Source organism: Burkholderia diffusa, from assembly GCF_001718315.1.
Lineage (GTDB): Bacteria > Pseudomonadota > Gammaproteobacteria > Burkholderiales > Burkholderiaceae > Burkholderia > Burkholderia diffusa_B.
This window is the reverse complement of the sequence record NZ_CP013363.1, coordinates 882,375-900,065: the sequence shown is the minus strand read 5'-3', so window position 1 is coordinate 900,065 and position 17,691 is coordinate 882,375. Positions and strand designations below refer to the sequence as shown.

The following is a 17,691-nucleotide window of genomic DNA, read 5'->3' as shown; positions in this document are numbered from 1 at the left end:
GTCTGTCTCCTGCTTCGTGTTACGCGACGTAGTCCGGTTGCCGCCGCGGCTGCGCCGCATCGAACGCCGGATCGCGCCGCGCGTGTTCATGAACCGCGAGGCTGCGCGGATACGCGCTCAGGTCGCAATCCATCCGCAGCGCGTTCGCGACCTGCGGCACCAGGCAGACGTCGGCGAGCGTCGGCGCATCGCCGAAACACCACGGGCCCGTGTCCGCGCGAGCGAGCAGGCGCTCGACGCCAGCCATGCCTTCCGCGATCCAGTGCCGGTACCAGGCCGTCTTCTGCTGCGGTGTGACCTGCAGCTCGCTGTCGAGGTAGCGCAGCACGCGCAGGTTGTTGACCGGATGGATGTCGCACGCGATCAGCATCGCGAGTTCCAGCACGCGAGCGCGCCGCCGAGGCTCCAGCGGAATCAGCCGCGGTACCGGATGAATCTGATCGAGGTAGTCGATGATCGCCAGCGACTGCCCGAGACGGAAATCGCCGTCGACCAGCGCCGGCACCGACGCCGACGGGTTCACCCGCGCGACGTAGTCGGCCTCGCGATGCTCGCCCGTGCGGATGTTCACGGGCAGCGTGTCGTACGGCAGTCCTTTCAGCGCGAGCGCGATGCGCACCCGATAGGAGGTCGAACTGTTGAAGAAGCTATGCAGTTGCACGATGTGACCTTTCGAGGAAATCGAGAAACGCGCGTCAGACCACACGAACGGCCAGCTCGCCGAGACGCTCGACGCCGACCTTCATCACGTCGCCCTTGACCACCGCGCCGACGCCTTCCGGCGTGCCGGTGAAGATCACGTCGCCCGGTTCGAGGCGGAAGAACTTCGACAGGTCGGCCACGGTTTCGGCAACCGACCAGATCAGGTGCGACACGTCGCTCTTCTGCTTCGTCGCGCCGTTGACCGTCAGCCACAGGCCGGCCTGCTCGAAGTGACCGACCTCGCTCGCCGGATGCACGGGGCCGATCGGCGCGGAACGATCGAACGCCTTGCCGATTTCCCACGGCCGGCCCATCTCGCGCATCTTCATCTGCAGGTCGCGGCGCGTCATGTCGAGTCCGACGGCATACCCCCACACGTGCTCGAGCGCGCGTTCGAGCGGAATGTCGGAGCCGCCCTTGCCAATCATCGCGACAAGTTCGGCTTCGTAGTGGTAGTTCCGCGTCTGCGACGGATACGCCAGATCGAGCGTTTCGCCGTAGGCGACCGGCACGATCGAGTCGGCCGGTTTGCAGAAGAAGAACGGCGGTTCGCGATCGGGATCGAAGCCCATTTCGCGCGCGTGGGCCGCGTAGTTGCGGCCGACGCAGTACACGCGGCGGACCGCGAAGCGGGCGTCGCTGCCGGCGACGGGAAGCGCCACCGGCGCTTCAGGCGGGAAAACGTATGTCATGAACGGCTCCAGCGTAGACAAGAAGGAATGAACGCGCGCCGCCTTGGCGGCGCATCGGACGAATCGGGGATATCGGAAAAATCGGGGGGACCGGCGGCGTCACTCGCGCGCTTCGCGCAGGAGGTTCAGCGCGGACAACACAGGTCGGTCTGAATAGCTGAACAACACGGAGTCGGACGAGGCCGCCAGCCGCACCGGCGCCCACGACGGCGCGACGAAGATGTCGTGCGGCTCGAATGCGAACGCGTCGCCGCCGATGCGCGCGATGCCGCTACCTTCGACGACGCAGTAAATCGTCGCGTCGGTGCTGCGATACGTGCGGCCGTCGAAGCCGGCCGGCAGGAACTGCATGAAGGTTGCGATCGTCGGCATCGGCCAGCCGCCCGTCGCGGGATTCACGTAGCGCAGCTTCACGCCGTCCCACGCGTCGAGTTCACCGTTGCGGTACAGCGTGTCGAGAGCCTCGCGGGTGCGTGCGTACGGATAGCTGAACACCGGCGACGTCGGATCGCTCGCGCGATGGCGCACCGGCACCATGTTGTGGCCGAAGCGTGCGAAGCTGTCGCCTTCCGCGCGGCTGACGGGCTGCTCGGCCTCCGGATAATTCTCCGCGAAGCCCGCATCGAGGCTCCCGACGAGCGGAATGTCGAGCCCGTCGAGCCACACGACCGCCTCGCCGCCGTCTTCCGCAGACGGGTTGCCGTGGTCGTGCCACGCCCACGATGGCGTGATGATGAAGTCGCCCGGATGCATCGTCGCGCGCTCGCCGTTCACCGCGGTCCACGCGCCCTTGCCCTCGACGATGAAGCGCAACGCCGACTGCGTATGCCGGTGGCTCGGCGCGATCTCGCCCGGCAGGATCAACTGCAGGCCCGCGTACAGGCTTGGCGTCATGCTCGACTTGCCGGGCAGCCCGGGGTTCTCCAGCACCAGCACGCGGCGCACGGCTTCTTCCGCGCTGATCACGCCGCCGGCTTGCATCACCAGGTCACGCACCTGCGCGTACTTCCAGATCGCGGCCTGTGCGGCCGGTTGCGGCGTCTTCGGCACGAGGTTGTGCAGCGACTCCCACAATGGCGCGAGGCGCTGTTCTGCGATCCGTGCGTAGTAGTCGGCGCGCGACGTATCCGGGTGTCGGCTGGTCATGATGTCTCCTTGGGGCGGCCGATCGCGGTCGGCGCTGTGTCGGGTCGGGGACCGCGTGCTTCAGTCCGTTAGCCCATTTATATTCGACGCAGACATACCCGGTAAAATGGCGAAATCATCTAATCCATATGATTTCGGATATACCATCCGACGCGGAGCACACGATGGACTGGACCTACCGGCTGCGATTGCGGCACCTCCAGGTACTGCTGAGCCTGGCCAGCACGGGCAACCTGAGCCAGTCGGCGGCGGCGCTCGCGACGACCCAGCCCGCGCTGTCGAAATGGCTGAAGGAACTGGAAGAGGATGTCGGGCTGCCGCTGTTCGAGCGGCACGCGCGCGGGCTGCGGCCGACGCCCTACGGCGACGCGCTGATCGAGCACGCGCGCCGCGTGGAGGCGCAGCTCGACGTCGCGCGCGACGACATGGCCGCGCTGCGCGAAGGCGGCAGCGGCCTGGTCATGATCGGCACGTCGGGCGTCGCGGCCGCCGATACGGTGCCGCTCGCGGTGTCGCAGTTGCTGAAGCGAATGCCGCGCGCGCAAGTCCGTCTCGCGGAGAGCACGATGAACCAGCTGATGCCGCAGCTCGCGCGCGGCGAACTGGACATCGTCGTCGGCCGCTCGGGCTCCGCGTCCGTCGATCCGCACCTGCACGCCGAAGCGCTGTACGTCGATCCGGTGGTGTTCGTCGCACGGCCGGATCACCCGCTCGTCGGCGCGACCTCCGTCGGCTGGGACGAGGTGCTGGCCTACTCATGGATCGTCTGGCCGTCGGGCACGCCCGTGCACAACGCGCTGCAGGTCGCGCTGACGGCCGCCGGCCGCGTGCAGCCGCCGCATTGCGTCGAATCGAATTCGTCGATCCTGAACCTCACGCTGCTGAACAACACCGACCTGCTGGGCGTCGCGTCGCATCGCGCCGCGCGGCGCTTCGAGCAGTTGAACGCGATCCGCATCCTGCCGATGCGGCTCGAGGGCCAGGGCGCGGTATCGATGTACTGGCATCCCGACAGCGCGAATCGCGCAGCCGTGGCCGCCGCGATCGAGTGCCTGCGTGCGTGTGCGGCGCCGCAGGTAGGCGGATGGGAGAAAGTGAAGGTGGAATAGCGGCGACGCGGCCCGAACCGGACCGCCTCGCCCGGGCGCATCAGGCGCCGTCGCAGGAGGCCGTGTCGTCCAGCATCAGCGTGCCGACCCGCGCGGGCACGAGCGGCGTGCGCGGCACCGGCGGTGTCCAGCCGAACAACGCTTGCGCGGCCGCGCCGCACACACGCCCCTGGCATGGGCCCATTCCGCAGCGCGTCAGCAGCTTCGCGGCCGTCCAGCCCGGCGCTGGCGCGACCGCGTCGAAGCGCACGTCCTCGCAACGGCACAGTAGCGTATCGGGCCGCGCGAGCCGGCGAATCGGCTCGCCGATCGCGAAGCGTTCGCGCACCGCATCCGCGAACGCCTGCCAGCGCGCGCGCTGGGCCATCAGCCCGGCCAGCGGCGCCGACTGCCCGGTGGCCGCACAGCCGGCAATCTCGCCTTCGACCATCGCCAGTTCGCTGCCGCCAACGCCCGTGCATTCGCCCGCCGCGAAACAGCCGTCGCGGCTCGTGCGCTGGTGCGCGTCGACCGCGACCGCGCCGTTCTCGATCCGGCAGCCGAGATGACTCAGCAGCACGGTGTTCGGCACGAGGCCGAAGCCGCACGCGAGCCGGTCGCAATCGACCTCGAACTCGCGTTCGGCCTGCCGGATCCGCACGCGTTCGAGCCGCTTGTCGCCGAACGCCTCGACGACATGTGCGCCGGGCCGGTAGGCGGCCGTGACGAGCTTCGCGGCCTGCGCGAGTTTCGACGGCCAGCGCCACAGCCCCGCGCCGAAGCCGGCAACATCGCTCCACGCAGCCTGTTCGAGCACGTGCGACACCTGCGCGCCGGCCTGACGTGCCGTCGCCGCGCTCGCGAGCAGCAGCGGGCCGCTGCCGGCGATGACGATGCGCTGCCCGCGCACGTCGAGGCCGTACTTGATCAGCGCCTGCAGGCCACCCGCGCCGGTGACGCCCGGCAGCGTCCAGCCGGGAAACGGCAGCAACAGCTCGCGTGCGCCGCAGCACACGATCAGCGTGCGGAATTCGAGGAGGAATCCGCGTTCGTCGTCCTCCAGCAGCAGTGTGCCCTGCTGCGTCTCCGCGACGATGCGCGTGGCCGCCAGATGCGTGACGTTCGGCTGACGCAGCACGGCAAGGCGTTCCGCCGCGGCCGGCACCGGCGTCGCGGCCGCCGCCTGACGCCAGATCTGCCCGCCCGCGCGCGGGTTGTCGTCGACGATCGCGATCGTCGCGCCGCTTCGTGCGGCGGCCCGCGCGGCCGACAATCCGGCCGGGCCCGCGCCGACGATGGCGACGTCGACACTCAGTCGTTCGTGTTTCATCGCGTGCGCTCCACCCGCATCCCGTCGCGGCACAGCGTCTGGCAAGCGAGACGGCGACGGCCGTCGATCGTCATCCTGCACTCCTGGCAGATGCCCATACCGCAAAACGGCGCGCGCGCCGCGCCCGTGCATGACACGCGCGTCGTGTCGTCGCCGCTCGCCGCGACGGCGGCCGCGACGGTCGCGCCGTCGGCCACCGTCAGCGCGCGGCCGTCCAGATGAATGATCATGAAGAAAGCGCTCCGGCTACGGGGGACGTCGTCAGGAAACGTCCCGGCAAATACGGTTCGATGTCGATGGGCGGCCGTTCGCCGGTCATCAGCGCGGCAACGAGCCGCGCACTGCCCGGCGCGGTCGTCACGCCGAGCCCTTCGTGCCCGACCGCGAGCCACACGCCCGGCCGCGCCGGATGCTCGCCGAGCAGCGGCAGACCGTCGGGGCTCGCGGAACGGAAGCCCGTCCATGCGCGAATCCCGTTCAGGTCGGCCAGATCCGGCAGGTAGCCAGCCGCGCGGCGCAGCATGCGCGCGAGGACCAGCGGCTCGATGCGCGCGTCCTCGGTGTCGAACTGACGCGACGAGCCGATCAGCAGCTGGCCGGTGGGCCTGGGCTGCACGTTGAACGCGACCGACGTGCCGTCGCTCGCATGCGCGCTCGCCGCATAGCCGAGTTCGACGAGCTGGTGCGACACCTGGCCCGGATAACGATCGGTGATCAGCAGATGCCCCTTCTTCGGGCGCAGCGGCAATTCGGGCAACAGCGCGCGCGCGGCGACACCGTTCGCAACGACGACACGTTCTGCACGCAGCGTGCCGCCGCTCGCGAGCGTCACGCTCGGGCCGTCGACCGCCACCGCGCGATCGCGCCGCAACGTGATGCCCGGCGCGCGCTGCAACAGCCAGCTCGCGGCGACGGGCGCATAGAGAATCGCATCGCCGGGGATCTTCAGCGCGCCGCCGAGGCCCGCGCGCAGCATCGGCTCCAGCCGCGCGAGCGTCGCCGCGTCGATCAGCTCGCCCGCCACGCCATGCGCGGCGAGCGTCGCCTGCTTGGTGCGCGCGAGGTCCATTTCATGCGCATCGGCCGCGAGCCATAACGTGCCGCAGTTGCGGTACGCACAGCCTTCCGGCATCTCGCCGGCGAGCGCGCGCCACAATTCGATCGAGTAATGGCTCAGCGCGAGCTCCGCCGCGTTGTCGTCCATCGCGACGAGGTGCCCCATGCCGGCGCCGGTCGCACCGCCGCTCGCGTCGTCGACGACGAACACGCGCAGCCCGCGCTGCGCGAGTTCATGCGCACACGCCGCGCCGACGATGCCGGCGCCGATCACGACGACGTCGGTCCCGGTCTCGCTCACGACACGATGCCCCAGCCGAACGGATCGTCTTCCTCGATCAGCAGCGTCGCTTCCGCGCTCAGGTGCGCGTTGCCGCGAATCGTCGGCACGATGCCGCCATCGGCGCGCGCATAGCTCGCGTGGAACACGCTGCCGATCACGCTCGCCTGCCGCCACACGACGCCCGGTTCGAGCTTGCCGTCGGCCGCGAGGCACGCGAGCTTCGCGCTCGTGCCGGTGCCGCACGGGGAACGGTCGTACGCATGGCCCGGGCACAGCACGAAGCTGCGGCTGTCGTGCTCCGGATCGTCCGCGAACAGTTCGATATGGTCGATCTCGCCGCCGTTCGCGCCGGTGATGCCCGCGCGCTCGAGCCCTGCGCGCACCGCGGACGAATAAGCGGTCAGCGCCGCCACGTTGTCGCCGGCCACGCGCTGGCCGTGATCGCTGATCAGGAAGAACCAGTTGCCGCCCCACGCGATGTCGCCCTTCACGGGACCGTAACCGGGTACATCGACGTCGACGGCCTTCGCATGGCGGTACGCGAGCACGTTGCGCACGCTGACCGACAGATCATCGTGCAGCGTCGCCTCGACGGTGCCGACCGGCGTTTCGATCCGATGCACGCCCGGCTCGATGCGGCCCATGTGATGCAGCGTGCGCACGACGCCGATCGTGCCGTGCCCGCACATCCCGAGGTAACCGCTGTTGTTGAAGAAGATCACGCCGGCCGCCGCCTCCGGCGACACGGGCTCGCACAGCAGCGCGCCGACCAGCACATCGCTGCCGCGCGGCTCGAGAATGCACGCGGTGCGATAGCGATCGTGCTCGCGCGCGAGCACGTCGCGGCGCTCGGCCATCGTGCCATTGCCGAGCGAGGGGAAGCCGGACACGACGAGCCGCGTGGGTTCGCCGCCCGTGTGCGAATCGATGATCTGGATGCGCTTCATCATGAGCCGTCCGAAGTGGGGAAAGGAGCATAGCTTCCTCCGTCGCGCGTCCGTCCGCTTGTGGCTTTTCGATGAGGACGGCGACGAAATCGGCATAGTGCGGAACGCGTTTCGCGGCCCTTCCGGCCACTGTGCCGATTTCGTCATTTTGCTCCGCGATACGGCTCAAGCGTGATGCGTGTTTGCACGGCGATACTGGTTGCACGTCGACGCGTCCGTCGTCGGCCGATACGAAGCAGGAGATTGCAGTGAGCCGAAACGCCATCCAGCGGACCGGAGTTTTCCCCGCCCTCAGCAGCCGGTTCGTACCGGGCGCTCCCATCGCATTCGACGCCGCGCGCCGCGTCGAACGCAACGACGCGAACCGCTGATCGATTTCCCCCCGGCGGTGCAACGGCCTCCCCCCGTCGCATCGCCACTTCCGTGTCCGGCATGGCCGGCACGGGCCCGTTCGCCGTGGCGCCTGCCCGCGCCGCGTTAGAACGGCCCCGCGGCCCGCCCGGTCGATCGAACCGGTCGCCCGCCGGCCGGCAGGTGTTGCGCCGCTGCTCCGTCGGAGCGCGGCGCATGCCGCACCTGCCCCGATATTTCCCAGGAGACAAACCCATGCCAGGTCAAGGCAACACCCACCCGTCCGTCCCGCTTTCCCATTCCGTGCCCGCCGATGGCGGGCACGGCAAGTTCAAGAAGCAGCTGTCGCTGACCGACCTCACTTTCATCGGCCTCGGTGCGATCTTCGGTTCGGGGTGGCTGTTCGCCGCGAGTCACGTGTCGACGATCGCCGGCCCGGCCGGCATCTTCTCTTGGCTGCTCGGCGGCTTCGCAGTGCTGCTGCTCGGCATCGTCTACTGCGAGCTCGGCGCCGCGCTGCCACGCGCGGGCGGCGTGGTGCGCTACCCGGTGTTCTCGCACGGTCCGCTGCTCGGCTACCTGATGGGCTTCATCACGCTGATCGCGTTCTCGAGCCTGATCGCGATCGAAGTGGTCGCGGCGCGCCAGTATGCGGCCGCGTGGTTCCCCGGTCTGACGAAGGCCGGATCGAGCGACCCGACGACGATCGGCTGGCTCGTGCAGGCGGCGCTGCTGTGCTTCTTCTTTTACCTGAACTATTCGAGCGTGAAGACGTTCGCGAAGGCGAACAACATCATCAGCATCTTCAAGTTCATCGTGCCACTGTCGGTGATCGCGGTGCTGTTCACGTTCTTCAAGCCCGCCAATCTGACCGTGCACGGTTTCGCGCCGTTCGGCATGCCGGGCATCGAGATGGCCGTGTCGGCCGGCGGCATCATCTTCGCGTATCTCGGCCTCACGCCGATCGTGTCGGTCGCGAGCGAAGTGCGCAATCCGCAGCGCACGATCCCGATCGCGCTGATCCTGTCGATCCTGCTGTCCACACTGATCTACGTGCTGCTGCAGCTCGCGTTCATCGGCAGCATCCCGACCGACATGCTGGCCACCGGCTGGCACGACGTGAGCAAGGCTTTCTCGCTGCCGTACCGCGACATCGCGCTCGCGCTCGGCGTGGGCTGGCTCGCGGTGATGGTGGTCGCCGACGCGATGATCTCGCCGAGCGGCTGCGGCAACATCTACATGAACGCGACACCACGCGTCGTCTACGGCTGGGCGAAGACGGGCACGTTCTTCAAGGTCTTCACGCGTGTCGACGAGGCATCGGGCATCCCGCGTGCGGGCCTATGGCTCACGTTCGGCCTCGCGATCTTCTGGACCATGCCGTTCCCGTCGTGGGAAGCGCTGATCAACATCGTGTCGGCTGCCCTGGTGCTGAGCTATGCGGTCGCGCCCGTGTCGGTCGCCGCGCTGCGCCGCACCGCGCCCGACCTGCCGCGGCCGTTCCGCGCGGTGGCGTTCGGCGTCACCGGCCCCGCGTCGTTCGTGATCGCCGCGCTGATCGTCTATTGGTCGGGCTGGGGCACGGTGTCCTGGCTGCTCGGCCTGCAGATCGTGATGTTCGTGATCTACCTCGCATGCCGCCGCTGGGTGCCGACCGCGCACCTGAGCCTCGCCGAGCAGGTGCGTTCGTCCGCGTGGCTGATCGCGTTCTATGCGGCCATGATCGTGCTGTCGTACTTCGGCGGCTTCGGCGGCACCGGCCAGCTTGCGCATCCGTACGACACGGTGGTCGTCGCGGCCGTCGCGCTCGTCATCTACTACTGGGGCGCCAACACCGGCATCCGTTCCGACAAGCTGCAGCTCGACGACGACGAAGGCTGACGCACCCGCTTCCCCTTTCCACTCCGGCCGGGCGCACCACGCCCGGCCCCGCATTTTCCGAGGAAAAACCATGCAACTCACAGGTCAGCTCCTGATCGGCCAGTCGGCCATCGCCGGACAGAACGGCACCCTTCACGCGATCGCCGCCGCGACCGGCGAACCGCTCGAGCCCGCGTTCGGCGGCGCGAGCCTGCACGACCTGGAGACCGCCTGCGCGCTCGCCGACGAGGCATTCGACACGTATCGCGAAACGAGCCTCGAGCAACGCGCCGCGTTTCTCGATGCGATCGGCCGCAACATCATGGCGCTCGGCGACGACCTGATCGAGCGCTGCGTCAGCGAAACCGGCCTGCCGCGCGCACGCATCGAAGGCGAACGCGGCCGCACGGTCGGCCAGCTCGCGCTGTTTGCGTCGCTCGTGCGCGACGGCGGTTACGTCGATGCGCGCATCGATCCGGCCCGCCCGGACCGCAAGCCGCTGCCCCGCGTCGACCTGCGCCTGCGCAACGTCGCGATCGGGCCGGTCGCCGTGTTCGGCGCGTCGAACTTTCCGCTCGCGTTCTCGGTCGCGGGCGGCGATACCGCGTCGGCACTCGCGGCCGGCTGCCCCGTGATCGTCAAGGCGCACTCCGCGCATCCGGGCACGTCCGAGCTCGTCGGCCGCGCGATCCAGCAGGCCGTGCGCGAATGCGGGCTGCCGGCCGGCGTGTTCTCGCTGCTGTTCGACGCGTCGCGCGAAATCGGCCAGGCGCTGGTCGCCGATCCGCGCATCAAGGCTGTCGGCTTCACCGGCTCGCGCCGCGGCGGCGTCGCGCTGATGAACATCGCGGCCGCGCGCCACGAGCCGATTCCGGTCTATGCGGAAATGAGTTCGATCAACCCGGTGCTGTTGTTCCCGGCGGCGCTCAACGCGCGCCACGACGCGATCGCGCCGCAGTTCGTCGCATCGCTCGCGTTGGGCGCCGGCCAGTTCTGCACCAACCCGGGCCTCGTGCTCGCCGTCGACGGCCCCGCGCTGCGCGCGTTCGAAGCCGCGGCGGCCACCGCCGTGCAGGCGACCGCCGCGCAAACCATGCTGACGCCGCACATCCACGCGAGCTATGCGCAAGGCGTGGCCGCCCTGCGCGCACACGGCGCGGTCGAACTGCTGGCGCAAGGCGTGGAAGGCGGCCGCTACCAGGCGCGCGCGGCGCTGTTCGCGACGTCGGCGGACGCGTTCATCGCCCATCCCGAACTGCGTGACGAAGTGTTCGGCCCCGCGTCGCTCATCGTGCGCTGCCCGGATGCCGACACGCTGCACCGCGTGCTGAAGTCGCTCGAGGGCCAGTTGACGATCGCCGCGCACCTCGCCGACGGCGACGCCGCGCTGTTCGCCGCGCTGCGCCCGACGCTCGAGCGCAAGGCTGGCCGCATTCTCGTCAACGGCTTTGGCACGGGCGTCGAGGTCGGTCATGCGATGGTGCACGGCGGCCCGTTCCCGGCCACGTCCGACACGCGCACGACGTCGGTCGGCGCGCGCGCGATCGAGCGTTTCCTGCGCCCCGTGTCGTACCAGGACGTACCGGACGCGCTGCTGCCCGACGCGATCCGCAACGGCAATCCGCTGAACGTGCCGCAGCGCATCGACGGCGTGCCCGCGCCGCGGGAGGCGCACGATGTCTGAACCGCTTGCCGAAGTCGTCCTGTCGCTCGATGACGTGCACGCACTCGCGTTGCGGGTGCTGACGCACCACGGGATGTCCGATGCGCACGCGCAGGCGATCGCCCGCGTGATCACGCAGGGCCAGCGCGACGAGTGCCACTCGCACGGCGTGTACCGGCTGCTCGTGTGCGTGCGCTCGCTGAAGAAGGGCAAGGTCGATCCGCAGGCCGTGCCGACGCTGCGCCGGTTGTCGTCGTCGATCGTCGCGGTCGACGCCCATCGCGGCTTCTCGCTGCTGAGCTTCGAAACCGGCCTGCCGGTGCTCGTCGAGATGGCGAAGCAGCACGGGATCGCCGCCATGGCGATCAACCACTGCTACCACTTCTCGGCGCTGTGGCCCGAGGTCGAGGCGATTGCCGCCGAGGGACTGGTCGGCATCGCGATGAACCCGAGCCATAGCTGGGTCGCGCCGGAAGGCGGCCGCGAGCCGGTGTTCGGCACGAACCCGATCGCGTTCGCATGGCCGCGCCCGGACGGCGTGCCGTTCGTGTTCGATTTCGCGACGAGCGCGATCGCGCGCGGCGACATCGAGCTGCACGCGAAACAGGGCAAAGCGATCCCGCCGCACTGGGCAATCGACGCCGACGGCCAGCCGACCACCGATCCGAAGGCCGCGCTGCAGGGCGCGATGCGCACCTTCGGCGGCCACAAGGGCTCGGCGCTCGCGGCGATGGTCGAACTGCTCGGCGGCGCACTGATCGGCGACATGACGAGCCAGGAGTCGATGGACTTCGACGAAGGTGTCGGCGCGACACCGTGCCATGGCGAGCTCGTGATCGCGTTCGACCCGAAGGTATTCCTCGGCGACGATCTCGACGCGGGCCTCGCGCGCGGCGAGCGGATGTTCGCGTCGATCACCGGGCAAGGCGCGCGGCTGCCGTCGCAGCGGCGCTTCGACGCCCGCGCGCGCAGCATCGCGCACGGCGTGCGGATTCCGAAGGCACTGTACGACGAAATCCTGACGCTGCTCGACTGACGCGATCGCGACGCGCGGCTTCATCGCCGGCAGAATGGCGATGAAGCCGCCCGATTCGACTGTAGTGTCCCGCGCCCGTGTCCCGGCGCCCCACGTGGCGCGCCGCCCGCTCCCGCGGCGGCCGCATGCCCGGCGGCTGTGGGATAATCGACGAGTTTGCCCAGGGCGCAGCTCAAGAGGTTGTTCGCACGGGCGCGCGAGAGGCCTCCATTCCCGTGCCTCCACCCATTTCCGCGATATTTCTTCAGCCATCACCATGCCCACATACCGTTCCAAAACCTCCACCGCCGGTCGCAACATGGCAGGTGCGCGCTCGCTGTGGCGCGCCACCGGCATGAAAGACGACGATTTCTCGAAACCGATCATTGCGGTCGTCAACTCGTTCACGCAGTTCGTGCCCGGGCACGTGCACCTGAAGGATCTCGGCCAGCTCGTCGCGCGCGAGATCGAGGCCGCCGGCGGCGTCGCGAAGGAATTCAACACGATCGCGGTCGACGACGGCATCGCGATGGGCCATGACGGCATGCTCTATTCGCTGCCGAGCCGCGACATCATCGCCGACTCGGTCGAGTACATGGTGAACGCGCACTGCGCGGACGCGATGGTATGCATCTCGAACTGCGACAAGATCACGCCGGGGATGCTGATGGCCGCGATGCGCCTCAACATTCCGGTGATCTTCGTGTCGGGCGGCCCGATGGAAGCGGGCAAGACGCGCCTCGCGAACCCGGTCACCAAGACCGTCGAACTGAAGAAGCTCGACCTCGTCGACGCGATGGTGATCGCGGCCGACCAGTCGTATTCGGATGCCGACGTCGCCGAAGTCGAGCGCTCGGCCTGCCCGACCTGCGGTTCGTGCTCGGGCATGTTCACCGCGAACTCGATGAACTGCCTGACCGAGGCGCTCGGCCTGTCGCTGCCCGGCAACGGCACAGTCGTCGCGACGCACGCGGATCGTGAGCAGTTGTTCAAGCGCGCCGGCCGCCGCATCGTCGAGCTGACCCGCCAGCACTACGAGCAGGACGACATGCGCGTGCTGCCGCGCTCGGTCGGCTTCAAGGCGTTCGAGAACGCGATGACGCTCGACATCGCGATGGGCGGTTCGACCAACACGATCCTGCATCTGCTGGCGATCGCGCAGGAAGCCGGCATCGACTTCACGATGAAGGACATCGATCGCCTGTCGCGCGTCGTGCCGCAGCTGTGCAAGGTCGCACCGAACACGAACAAGTATCACATCGAGGACGTGCACCGCGCGGGCGGCATCATGGCGATCCTCGGCGAGCTGGACCGCGCCGGCAAGCTGCACACCGACGTGCCGACCGTGCACGCGCCGACGCTGAAGGATGCGCTCGACCAGTGGGACATCGTCCGCACCGAAGACGAAGCGGTCCGCACGTTCTACCTGGCCGGCCCGGCCGGGATCCCGACGCAGGTCGCGTTCAGCCAGGACACGCGCTGGCCGAGCCTCGACCTCGACCGCGCCGAAGGCTGCATCCGTTCGTACGAGCATGCGTTCTCGAAGGAAGGCGGCCTCGCGGTGCTGACCGGCAACATCGCACTCGATGGCTGCGTGGTGAAGACGGCCGGCGTCGACGAAAGCATCCTCGTGTTCGAGGGCTCGGCCCACGTGACCGAATCGCAGGACGAAGCGGTCGAGAACATCCTGAACGACAAGGTCAAGGCCGGCGACGTGGTGATCGTGCGCTACGAAGGCCCGAAGGGCGGCCCCGGCATGCAGGAAATGCTGTACCCGACCAGCTACATCAAGTCGAAGGGCCTCGGCAAGGCATGCGCGCTGCTGACGGACGGCCGCTTCTCGGGCGGCACGTCGGGCCTGTCGATCGGCCACTGCTCGCCGGAAGCGGCAGCGGGCGGCGCGATCGGCCTCGTGCGCGACGGCGACCGGATCCGCATCGACATCCCGAACCGCACGATCGACGTGCTGGTGTCGGACGAGGAACTCGCGCGTCGCCGCGAAGAGCAGAACGCGAAGGGCTGGAAGCCGGCGCAACCGCGCCCGCGCAAGGTGTCCGCTGCGCTGAAGGCCTATGCGAAGCTGGTGATGTCGGCCGACAAGGGTGCCGTGCGCGATTTGTCGCTGCTCGACGACTGACGCAGTGCGGCGGGCTGCGCGAACGGCCCGCCTGCGTCATCCGGAAGCCGCTCCTCGGAGCGGCTTTTTTTTACCCTGCGCCGCCGGAAGCCACCGCACCGAGGCGGCGCTCAATGACGGAATTCGTCGGCGCCGCCCCCACCGCCACCGCCACCGCCACCGCCACCGCCTCCGCCTCCGCCTCCGCGGTTCCCGCCGCCGTTTCCACCGCCTTGCGGCCGTGCGCCGAAACCGCCGCCGCCCTGATACGTCGGCGGCGCCATCATTCGCGGCGCGCCACCGCCAGGCGCGGACGGTGGTGGCGGCGCCGGCTGACGGGCGCCGCCCGCGCCCGCGCCCGCGCCAGGTCTGGGTGCAGGTGCAGGTGCAGCCTGCGGCGCCGGCGCTCGGTTCGGACCATTCCAGCCACCGCGCGTGGCCGATGGCCGTGCATCATGCCGCTCGGGCGGCTGACCGCCCGGCGCGCGCTGGATCGGTCCGCCCGGCTGCGGGTGCCCGTAGGCGGGCGGCATCCCGCCGGGGCCGACGCGCGGCTCGGCACGGCGCTCCCAGCGATCGCGATCGTGAAACCACGGCCGATGGCGGTAGTACCGATCCCAGTACGCGCCGATCGCGAAGCCGGTCACCGGCACACCGATGATTGCGCCGTATTCGAGCAACGGCACGTAATTGCCCTGGTATGGATAGTCGAGTTGCTCCGCGTCGATCCAGCCACGCACGCCAGGCAGTGCGACATCGCACCACGAGTAGTCGCTCAGGCAACCGAACACGTCCAGCGCGGTGCCGGGCGGAATCTGCGCTACGACCGGATAATCGGGTGCCGGCCCCGCATAAATTTCAGCCGCCGAGTTCGTGTAGGCACTGCTTTGCGCGTCGGCGACGGCCGGCACCGCGGCGATGCCGAACAGAACGACGCACAAACTTCGGATGATCGTGTTGCTCATGGTGCTCTCCCGCGCGGCGCCACCGCGCGTCGGTCAGTGTCGATGGCCCCCGCCCCAATGCCCGCCTCCCCAGTGGCCGCCGCCCCACGGACGGTGCCAGTATCCGCCCCGGTAGCCGCCGCCCCAATGCCCCCAGAAACCGAGGCCGATCGCGACGGGCGGCCCATACCAGCCCGGGTAGTACGCGGGATAGTAGACCGGGTAAGGCACGTAGGCCGGCGCGACATACACGGGAGCCGGTACGTAAGCGTAATCGTCTGCCCGCGGTGGCACCGCGGGCGTCGACGGCATGGCCGGTCCGGCGGTTGCCGGCGCCGCCGGGATCTCGCGCTGCGACACCGTGGCGGGAACAGGCGCGTAATACGGCGCATAGCCGTATGGACCGGTGTAATAACAGCCGCTCAGCGCAAGCATGGCCAGCGCCATGACGGCAGGCCGCGCGGCGGGAATCGCGTTCATTCGAGGCTCCGCAGGGAATCGGCGCGTCGCCGCGTGGCGCGCGCCTGACTCTAGCTTACGTCCGTTGCATATTTCTGCGGGTTTGATCAGTTACTTTTTGTTTCGCCGCCGTGCAGAACCGGGCACGGCAGCGCGGGCATGCCGCGTGCTCGCGCGTCAGCCGCGCCGGCGTTGAAGTTGGCGCAAATGCCCTCAAGTTGAATATCGAGTCAGGCTGGCCGGCGCGAACGGGCGTTCGCGGTCCCCCGGTAGCCTGAAACCCGCGGACTTCGGCCCGCCCAGACAGGAACGCGGCTCGCGCCGCCATCGACATGACTACGCCACGCCCCACGCTTCGGGCGGACACGCCCTTCGATCCGATCATCCAACTGCTGGCGCTTGCCGGCGAACAGGGTTATCTGACACACGCCGACCTCGTCGACGCGCTGCCGCCGGAAAGCGACAGCCCCGACGCGCTGGACGTCGTGCGCGCCGCGCTCGCCGACATCGGCATCGCAGTGCTCGACGAACCCGCCGCGCCGGCGCCGTTCGCGGGCGCGGCACCGGCCGACGTCGATCGCGACGCGCTCGACGAGGGCCGCGCGCTGCTCGGCGATCTCGCCCGTGGCACCGGTGCATCGACCGATCCGCTCGCGCTCTACATGCGCCGCATCCACGCGGTGCCGCTGCTCAAGCGCGAGGACGAAATCGTGCTTGCCCGCGAGATCGAGACGGGCCGCCATCAGATCCTTCACGCGCTCGCCGGCTGCCCGGCGGCCGTCGAGGCGCTGCTCGCGCGCCATGCCGAAACGCGTGCGAGCGGCACGGCCGCCAACGAAGGCGATGACGTCGACGACGGCGGAGGCGACGCGCCGGCACCCGCGCGCTACGACACGCTGCAGGACGCGGTTGCGACAGTGCGGGACGCGTTGCATGCGCGGGGCTGTCGCTCGGCCGAGTATCGCGACGCGCGTAACCGCCTGGCCGCGCTGCTCGGTTCGCTCGCGTGGGTTGCACCGGCCGTCGACGAAGCGAGCCGCGTCGTGCGCGTGCTCGCCGCCGCACCGGTGGACGCCGGGACGAACGCCATCGCGGGCACCGACGCCGTGTGCTTCGACCTCGTCGCGCGGCGCGCGCTCGGCGCCGCGCTGAGCGACGGTCAGCAAAAGGTGCGCGACGGCACGCGCGCGATGCTCGAGGCGAACCTGCGCCTCGTGCTGTCGATCGCGCGCAAGTACATGAACCGCGGCGTCGACCTGCCCGATCTCGTGCAGGACGGCTGCCTCGGCCTGATGCGTGCGATCGAGAAGTTCGAATACCGGCGCGGCTTCAAGTTCTCGACCTACGCGACCTGGTGGATCCGGCAGGCGGTCGCGCGCGCAGTGGCCGACCGCTCGCGCACGATCCGCGTGCCCGTGCACGTCGGCGACCAGCACCAGCGCGTGCAGCGCCATGCACTGCGCTTTCGCCAGCGCACGGGCCGCCGCGCGACGCCGGCCGAACTCGCGGCCGAGACCGGACTCGCCGAGGACAAGCTGCGCGCAGTGCTCGCGCTGCCTGCCGAGCCGCTGTCGCTCGACACGCCGCTGCCCGATGCAGATACCGGCCTCGTCGATCTGATCGAGGACCAGGCATCGGCGAGCCCGTTCGAGCGGCTGGCGGACACGCGCATGCGCGAGTGCGTGACGTCGCTGTTGCGCTCGGTCACGCCGGCCGAGGCCGACGTGCTGCGCCGGCGGTTCGGCCTTGGCGGCGCCGAGCCCGACACCTACGATGCGATCGCCCAGGACGCGGGGATGTCGCGCGAACGCGTGCGGCAGATCGAGAAGCGCGCCCTCGCCACGCTGCGCATGGCCGCGGAGGCCGAGGGCGCGCAGTCGTTCCTCGACGCGTAACGGGTCGCGCGTTCATGCTGCGGCACGGCATGCACGCGCGCCCGGTTCCGCCGGCGCAACGTTTGCCATTGACGCACATCAAGTTTTGCTCGTCGCTTGTCATGACAATATGTTGAAATAAGAATTGGGCCGGCGCACTGCGCA

The 17,691-nt window shown here is 69.4% G+C and carries 15 protein-coding genes; 6 read left to right on the top strand and 9 right to left on the bottom strand.

Annotated features, from left to right (window positions below):
- Positions 1 to 19 precede the first annotated feature (19 nt).
- From maiA to gtdA, 3 genes are all read right to left on the bottom strand, one after another.
- Complete coding sequence (gene maiA, locus WI26_RS19465; RefSeq protein WP_069226869.1) at positions 20 to 661, bottom strand: maleylacetoacetate isomerase; 642 nt, start codon at positions 659 to 661, stop codon at positions 20 to 22.
- A gap of 34 nt (positions 662 to 695) precedes the next feature.
- Positions 696 to 1,394 (bottom strand): fumarylacetoacetate hydrolase family protein, encoded by a 699-nt coding sequence (locus WI26_RS19460; protein ID WP_059595389.1) that lies wholly within the window; start codon positions 1,392 to 1,394, stop codon positions 696 to 698.
- Between the two features lie 99 nt (positions 1,395 to 1,493).
- Positions 1,494 to 2,540, bottom strand: a complete 1,047-nt coding sequence (gene gtdA, locus WI26_RS19455) for a gentisate 1,2-dioxygenase (RefSeq protein WP_069226868.1) — start codon at positions 2,538 to 2,540, stop codon at positions 1,494 to 1,496.
- Positions 2,541 to 2,704: 164 nt separating this feature from the next.
- On the opposite strand from gtdA, the gene WI26_RS19450 reads away from it, so the two are divergent.
- Positions 2,705 to 3,649, top strand: coding sequence for a LysR substrate-binding domain-containing protein (locus WI26_RS19450; RefSeq protein WP_069226867.1), 945 nt, complete (start codon positions 2,705 to 2,707; stop codon positions 3,647 to 3,649).
- 40 nt (positions 3,650 to 3,689) lie between these two features.
- Here WI26_RS19450 and WI26_RS19445 read toward each other — a convergent pair whose 3' ends face one another.
- From WI26_RS19445 to WI26_RS19430, 4 genes are read right to left on the bottom strand one after another with little or no spacing between them, the layout of a single operon-like run.
- Entirely contained in the window at positions 3,690 to 4,958 is a 1,269-nt protein-coding gene (locus WI26_RS19445; protein WP_069226866.1) for an NAD(P)/FAD-dependent oxidoreductase, read from the bottom strand.
- Positions 4,955 to 5,188: a 2Fe-2S iron-sulfur cluster-binding protein gene (locus WI26_RS19440; protein WP_011658575.1), complete on the bottom strand. Its 234-nt coding sequence runs from the start codon at positions 5,186 to 5,188 to the stop codon at positions 4,955 to 4,957. Before WI26_RS19440 ends, WI26_RS19445 begins: the two co-directional genes overlap by 4 nt.
- A complete protein-coding gene (locus WI26_RS19435) occupies positions 5,185 to 6,315 on the bottom strand; it encodes an NAD(P)/FAD-dependent oxidoreductase (RefSeq protein ID WP_069226865.1) in 1,131 nt (376 codons plus the stop codon). Before WI26_RS19435 ends, WI26_RS19440 begins: the two co-directional genes overlap by 4 nt.
- A complete protein-coding gene (locus tag WI26_RS19430) occupies positions 6,312 to 7,244 on the bottom strand; it encodes a 4-hydroxyproline epimerase (RefSeq protein WP_069227790.1) in 933 nt (310 codons plus the stop codon). Before WI26_RS19430 ends, WI26_RS19435 begins: the two co-directional genes overlap by 4 nt.
- 606 nt (positions 7,245 to 7,850) lie before the next feature.
- Between WI26_RS19430 and WI26_RS19415 the strand changes: the two genes are divergently transcribed.
- The 4 genes from WI26_RS19415 (at position 7,851) to ilvD (ending at position 14,270) form a co-directional block, all read left to right on the top strand.
- Positions 7,851 to 9,476, top strand: coding sequence for an APC family permease (locus WI26_RS19415; RefSeq protein WP_069226864.1), 1,626 nt, complete (start codon positions 7,851 to 7,853; stop codon positions 9,474 to 9,476).
- Positions 9,477 to 9,546: 70 nt separating this feature from the next.
- Positions 9,547 to 11,139 (top strand): aldehyde dehydrogenase (NADP(+)), encoded by a 1,593-nt coding sequence (locus tag WI26_RS19410; RefSeq protein WP_069226863.1) that lies wholly within the window; start codon positions 9,547 to 9,549, stop codon positions 11,137 to 11,139.
- Positions 11,132 to 12,154, top strand: a complete 1,023-nt coding sequence (locus tag WI26_RS19405) for an Ldh family oxidoreductase (RefSeq protein WP_059847395.1) — start codon at positions 11,132 to 11,134, stop codon at positions 12,152 to 12,154. Before WI26_RS19410 ends, WI26_RS19405 begins: the two co-directional genes overlap by 8 nt.
- A 256-nt stretch (positions 12,155 to 12,410) precedes the next feature.
- The gene (ilvD, locus tag WI26_RS19400) at positions 12,411 to 14,270 is read left to right on the top strand and encodes a dihydroxy-acid dehydratase (RefSeq protein WP_069226862.1); all 1,860 of its coding nucleotides are present in this window, start codon (positions 12,411 to 12,413) and stop codon (positions 14,268 to 14,270) included.
- 110 nt (positions 14,271 to 14,380) lie between these two features.
- Here the strand turns inward: ilvD and WI26_RS19395 are convergent, their stop codons facing one another.
- The gene (locus WI26_RS19395; RefSeq protein WP_069226861.1) at positions 14,381 to 15,214 is read right to left on the bottom strand and encodes an SH3 domain-containing protein; all 834 of its coding nucleotides are present in this window, start codon (positions 15,212 to 15,214) and stop codon (positions 14,381 to 14,383) included.
- Positions 15,215 to 15,247: 33 nt separating this feature from the next.
- Positions 15,248 to 15,673, bottom strand: coding sequence for a hypothetical protein (locus WI26_RS19390; protein WP_069226860.1), 426 nt, complete (start codon positions 15,671 to 15,673; stop codon positions 15,248 to 15,250).
- A gap of 311 nt (positions 15,674 to 15,984) precedes the next feature.
- On the opposite strand from WI26_RS19390, the gene WI26_RS19385 reads away from it, so the two are divergent.
- Positions 15,985 to 17,547 carry a sigma-70 family RNA polymerase sigma factor gene (locus WI26_RS19385; RefSeq protein WP_069226859.1) on the top strand — a complete coding sequence of 521 codons (1,563 nt, stop codon included), beginning with the start codon at positions 15,985 to 15,987 and terminating at the stop codon, positions 17,545 to 17,547.
- Positions 17,548 to 17,691 lie beyond the last annotated feature (144 nt).

Coding starts and splice junctions, on each gene's coding strand:
- gtdA (WP_069226868.1), bottom strand. CDS start 2,540: ATGACCAGCCGACACCCGGATACGTCGCGCGCCGACTACTACGCACGG.
- WI26_RS19450 (WP_069226867.1), top strand. CDS start 2,705: ATGGACTGGACCTACCGGCTGCGATTGCGGCACCTCCAGGTACTGCTG.
- WI26_RS19440 (WP_011658575.1), bottom strand. CDS start 5,188: ATGATCATTCATCTGGACGGCCGCGCGCTGACGGTGGCCGACGGCGCG.
- WI26_RS19430 (WP_069227790.1), bottom strand. CDS start 7,244: ATGAAGCGCATCCAGATCATCGATTCGCACACGGGCGGCGAACCCACG.
- WI26_RS19405 (WP_059847395.1), top strand. CDS start 11,132: ATGTCTGAACCGCTTGCCGAAGTCGTCCTGTCGCTCGATGACGTGCAC.
- WI26_RS19385 (WP_069226859.1), top strand. CDS start 15,985: ATGACTACGCCACGCCCCACGCTTCGGGCGGACACGCCCTTCGATCCG.
- WI26_RS19410 (WP_069226863.1), top strand. CDS start 9,547: ATGCAACTCACAGGTCAGCTCCTGATCGGCCAGTCGGCCATCGCCGGA.
- WI26_RS19460 (WP_059595389.1), bottom strand. CDS start 1,394: ATGACATACGTTTTCCCGCCTGAAGCGCCGGTGGCGCTTCCCGTCGCC.
- WI26_RS19395 (WP_069226861.1), bottom strand. CDS start 15,214: ATGAGCAACACGATCATCCGAAGTTTGTGCGTCGTTCTGTTCGGCATC.
- WI26_RS19415 (WP_069226864.1), top strand. CDS start 7,851: ATGCCAGGTCAAGGCAACACCCACCCGTCCGTCCCGCTTTCCCATTCC.
- ilvD (WP_069226862.1), top strand. CDS start 12,411: ATGCCCACATACCGTTCCAAAACCTCCACCGCCGGTCGCAACATGGCA.
- WI26_RS19445 (WP_069226866.1), bottom strand. CDS start 4,958: ATGAAACACGAACGACTGAGTGTCGACGTCGCCATCGTCGGCGCGGGC.
- WI26_RS19390 (WP_069226860.1), bottom strand. CDS start 15,673: ATGAACGCGATTCCCGCCGCGCGGCCTGCCGTCATGGCGCTGGCCATG.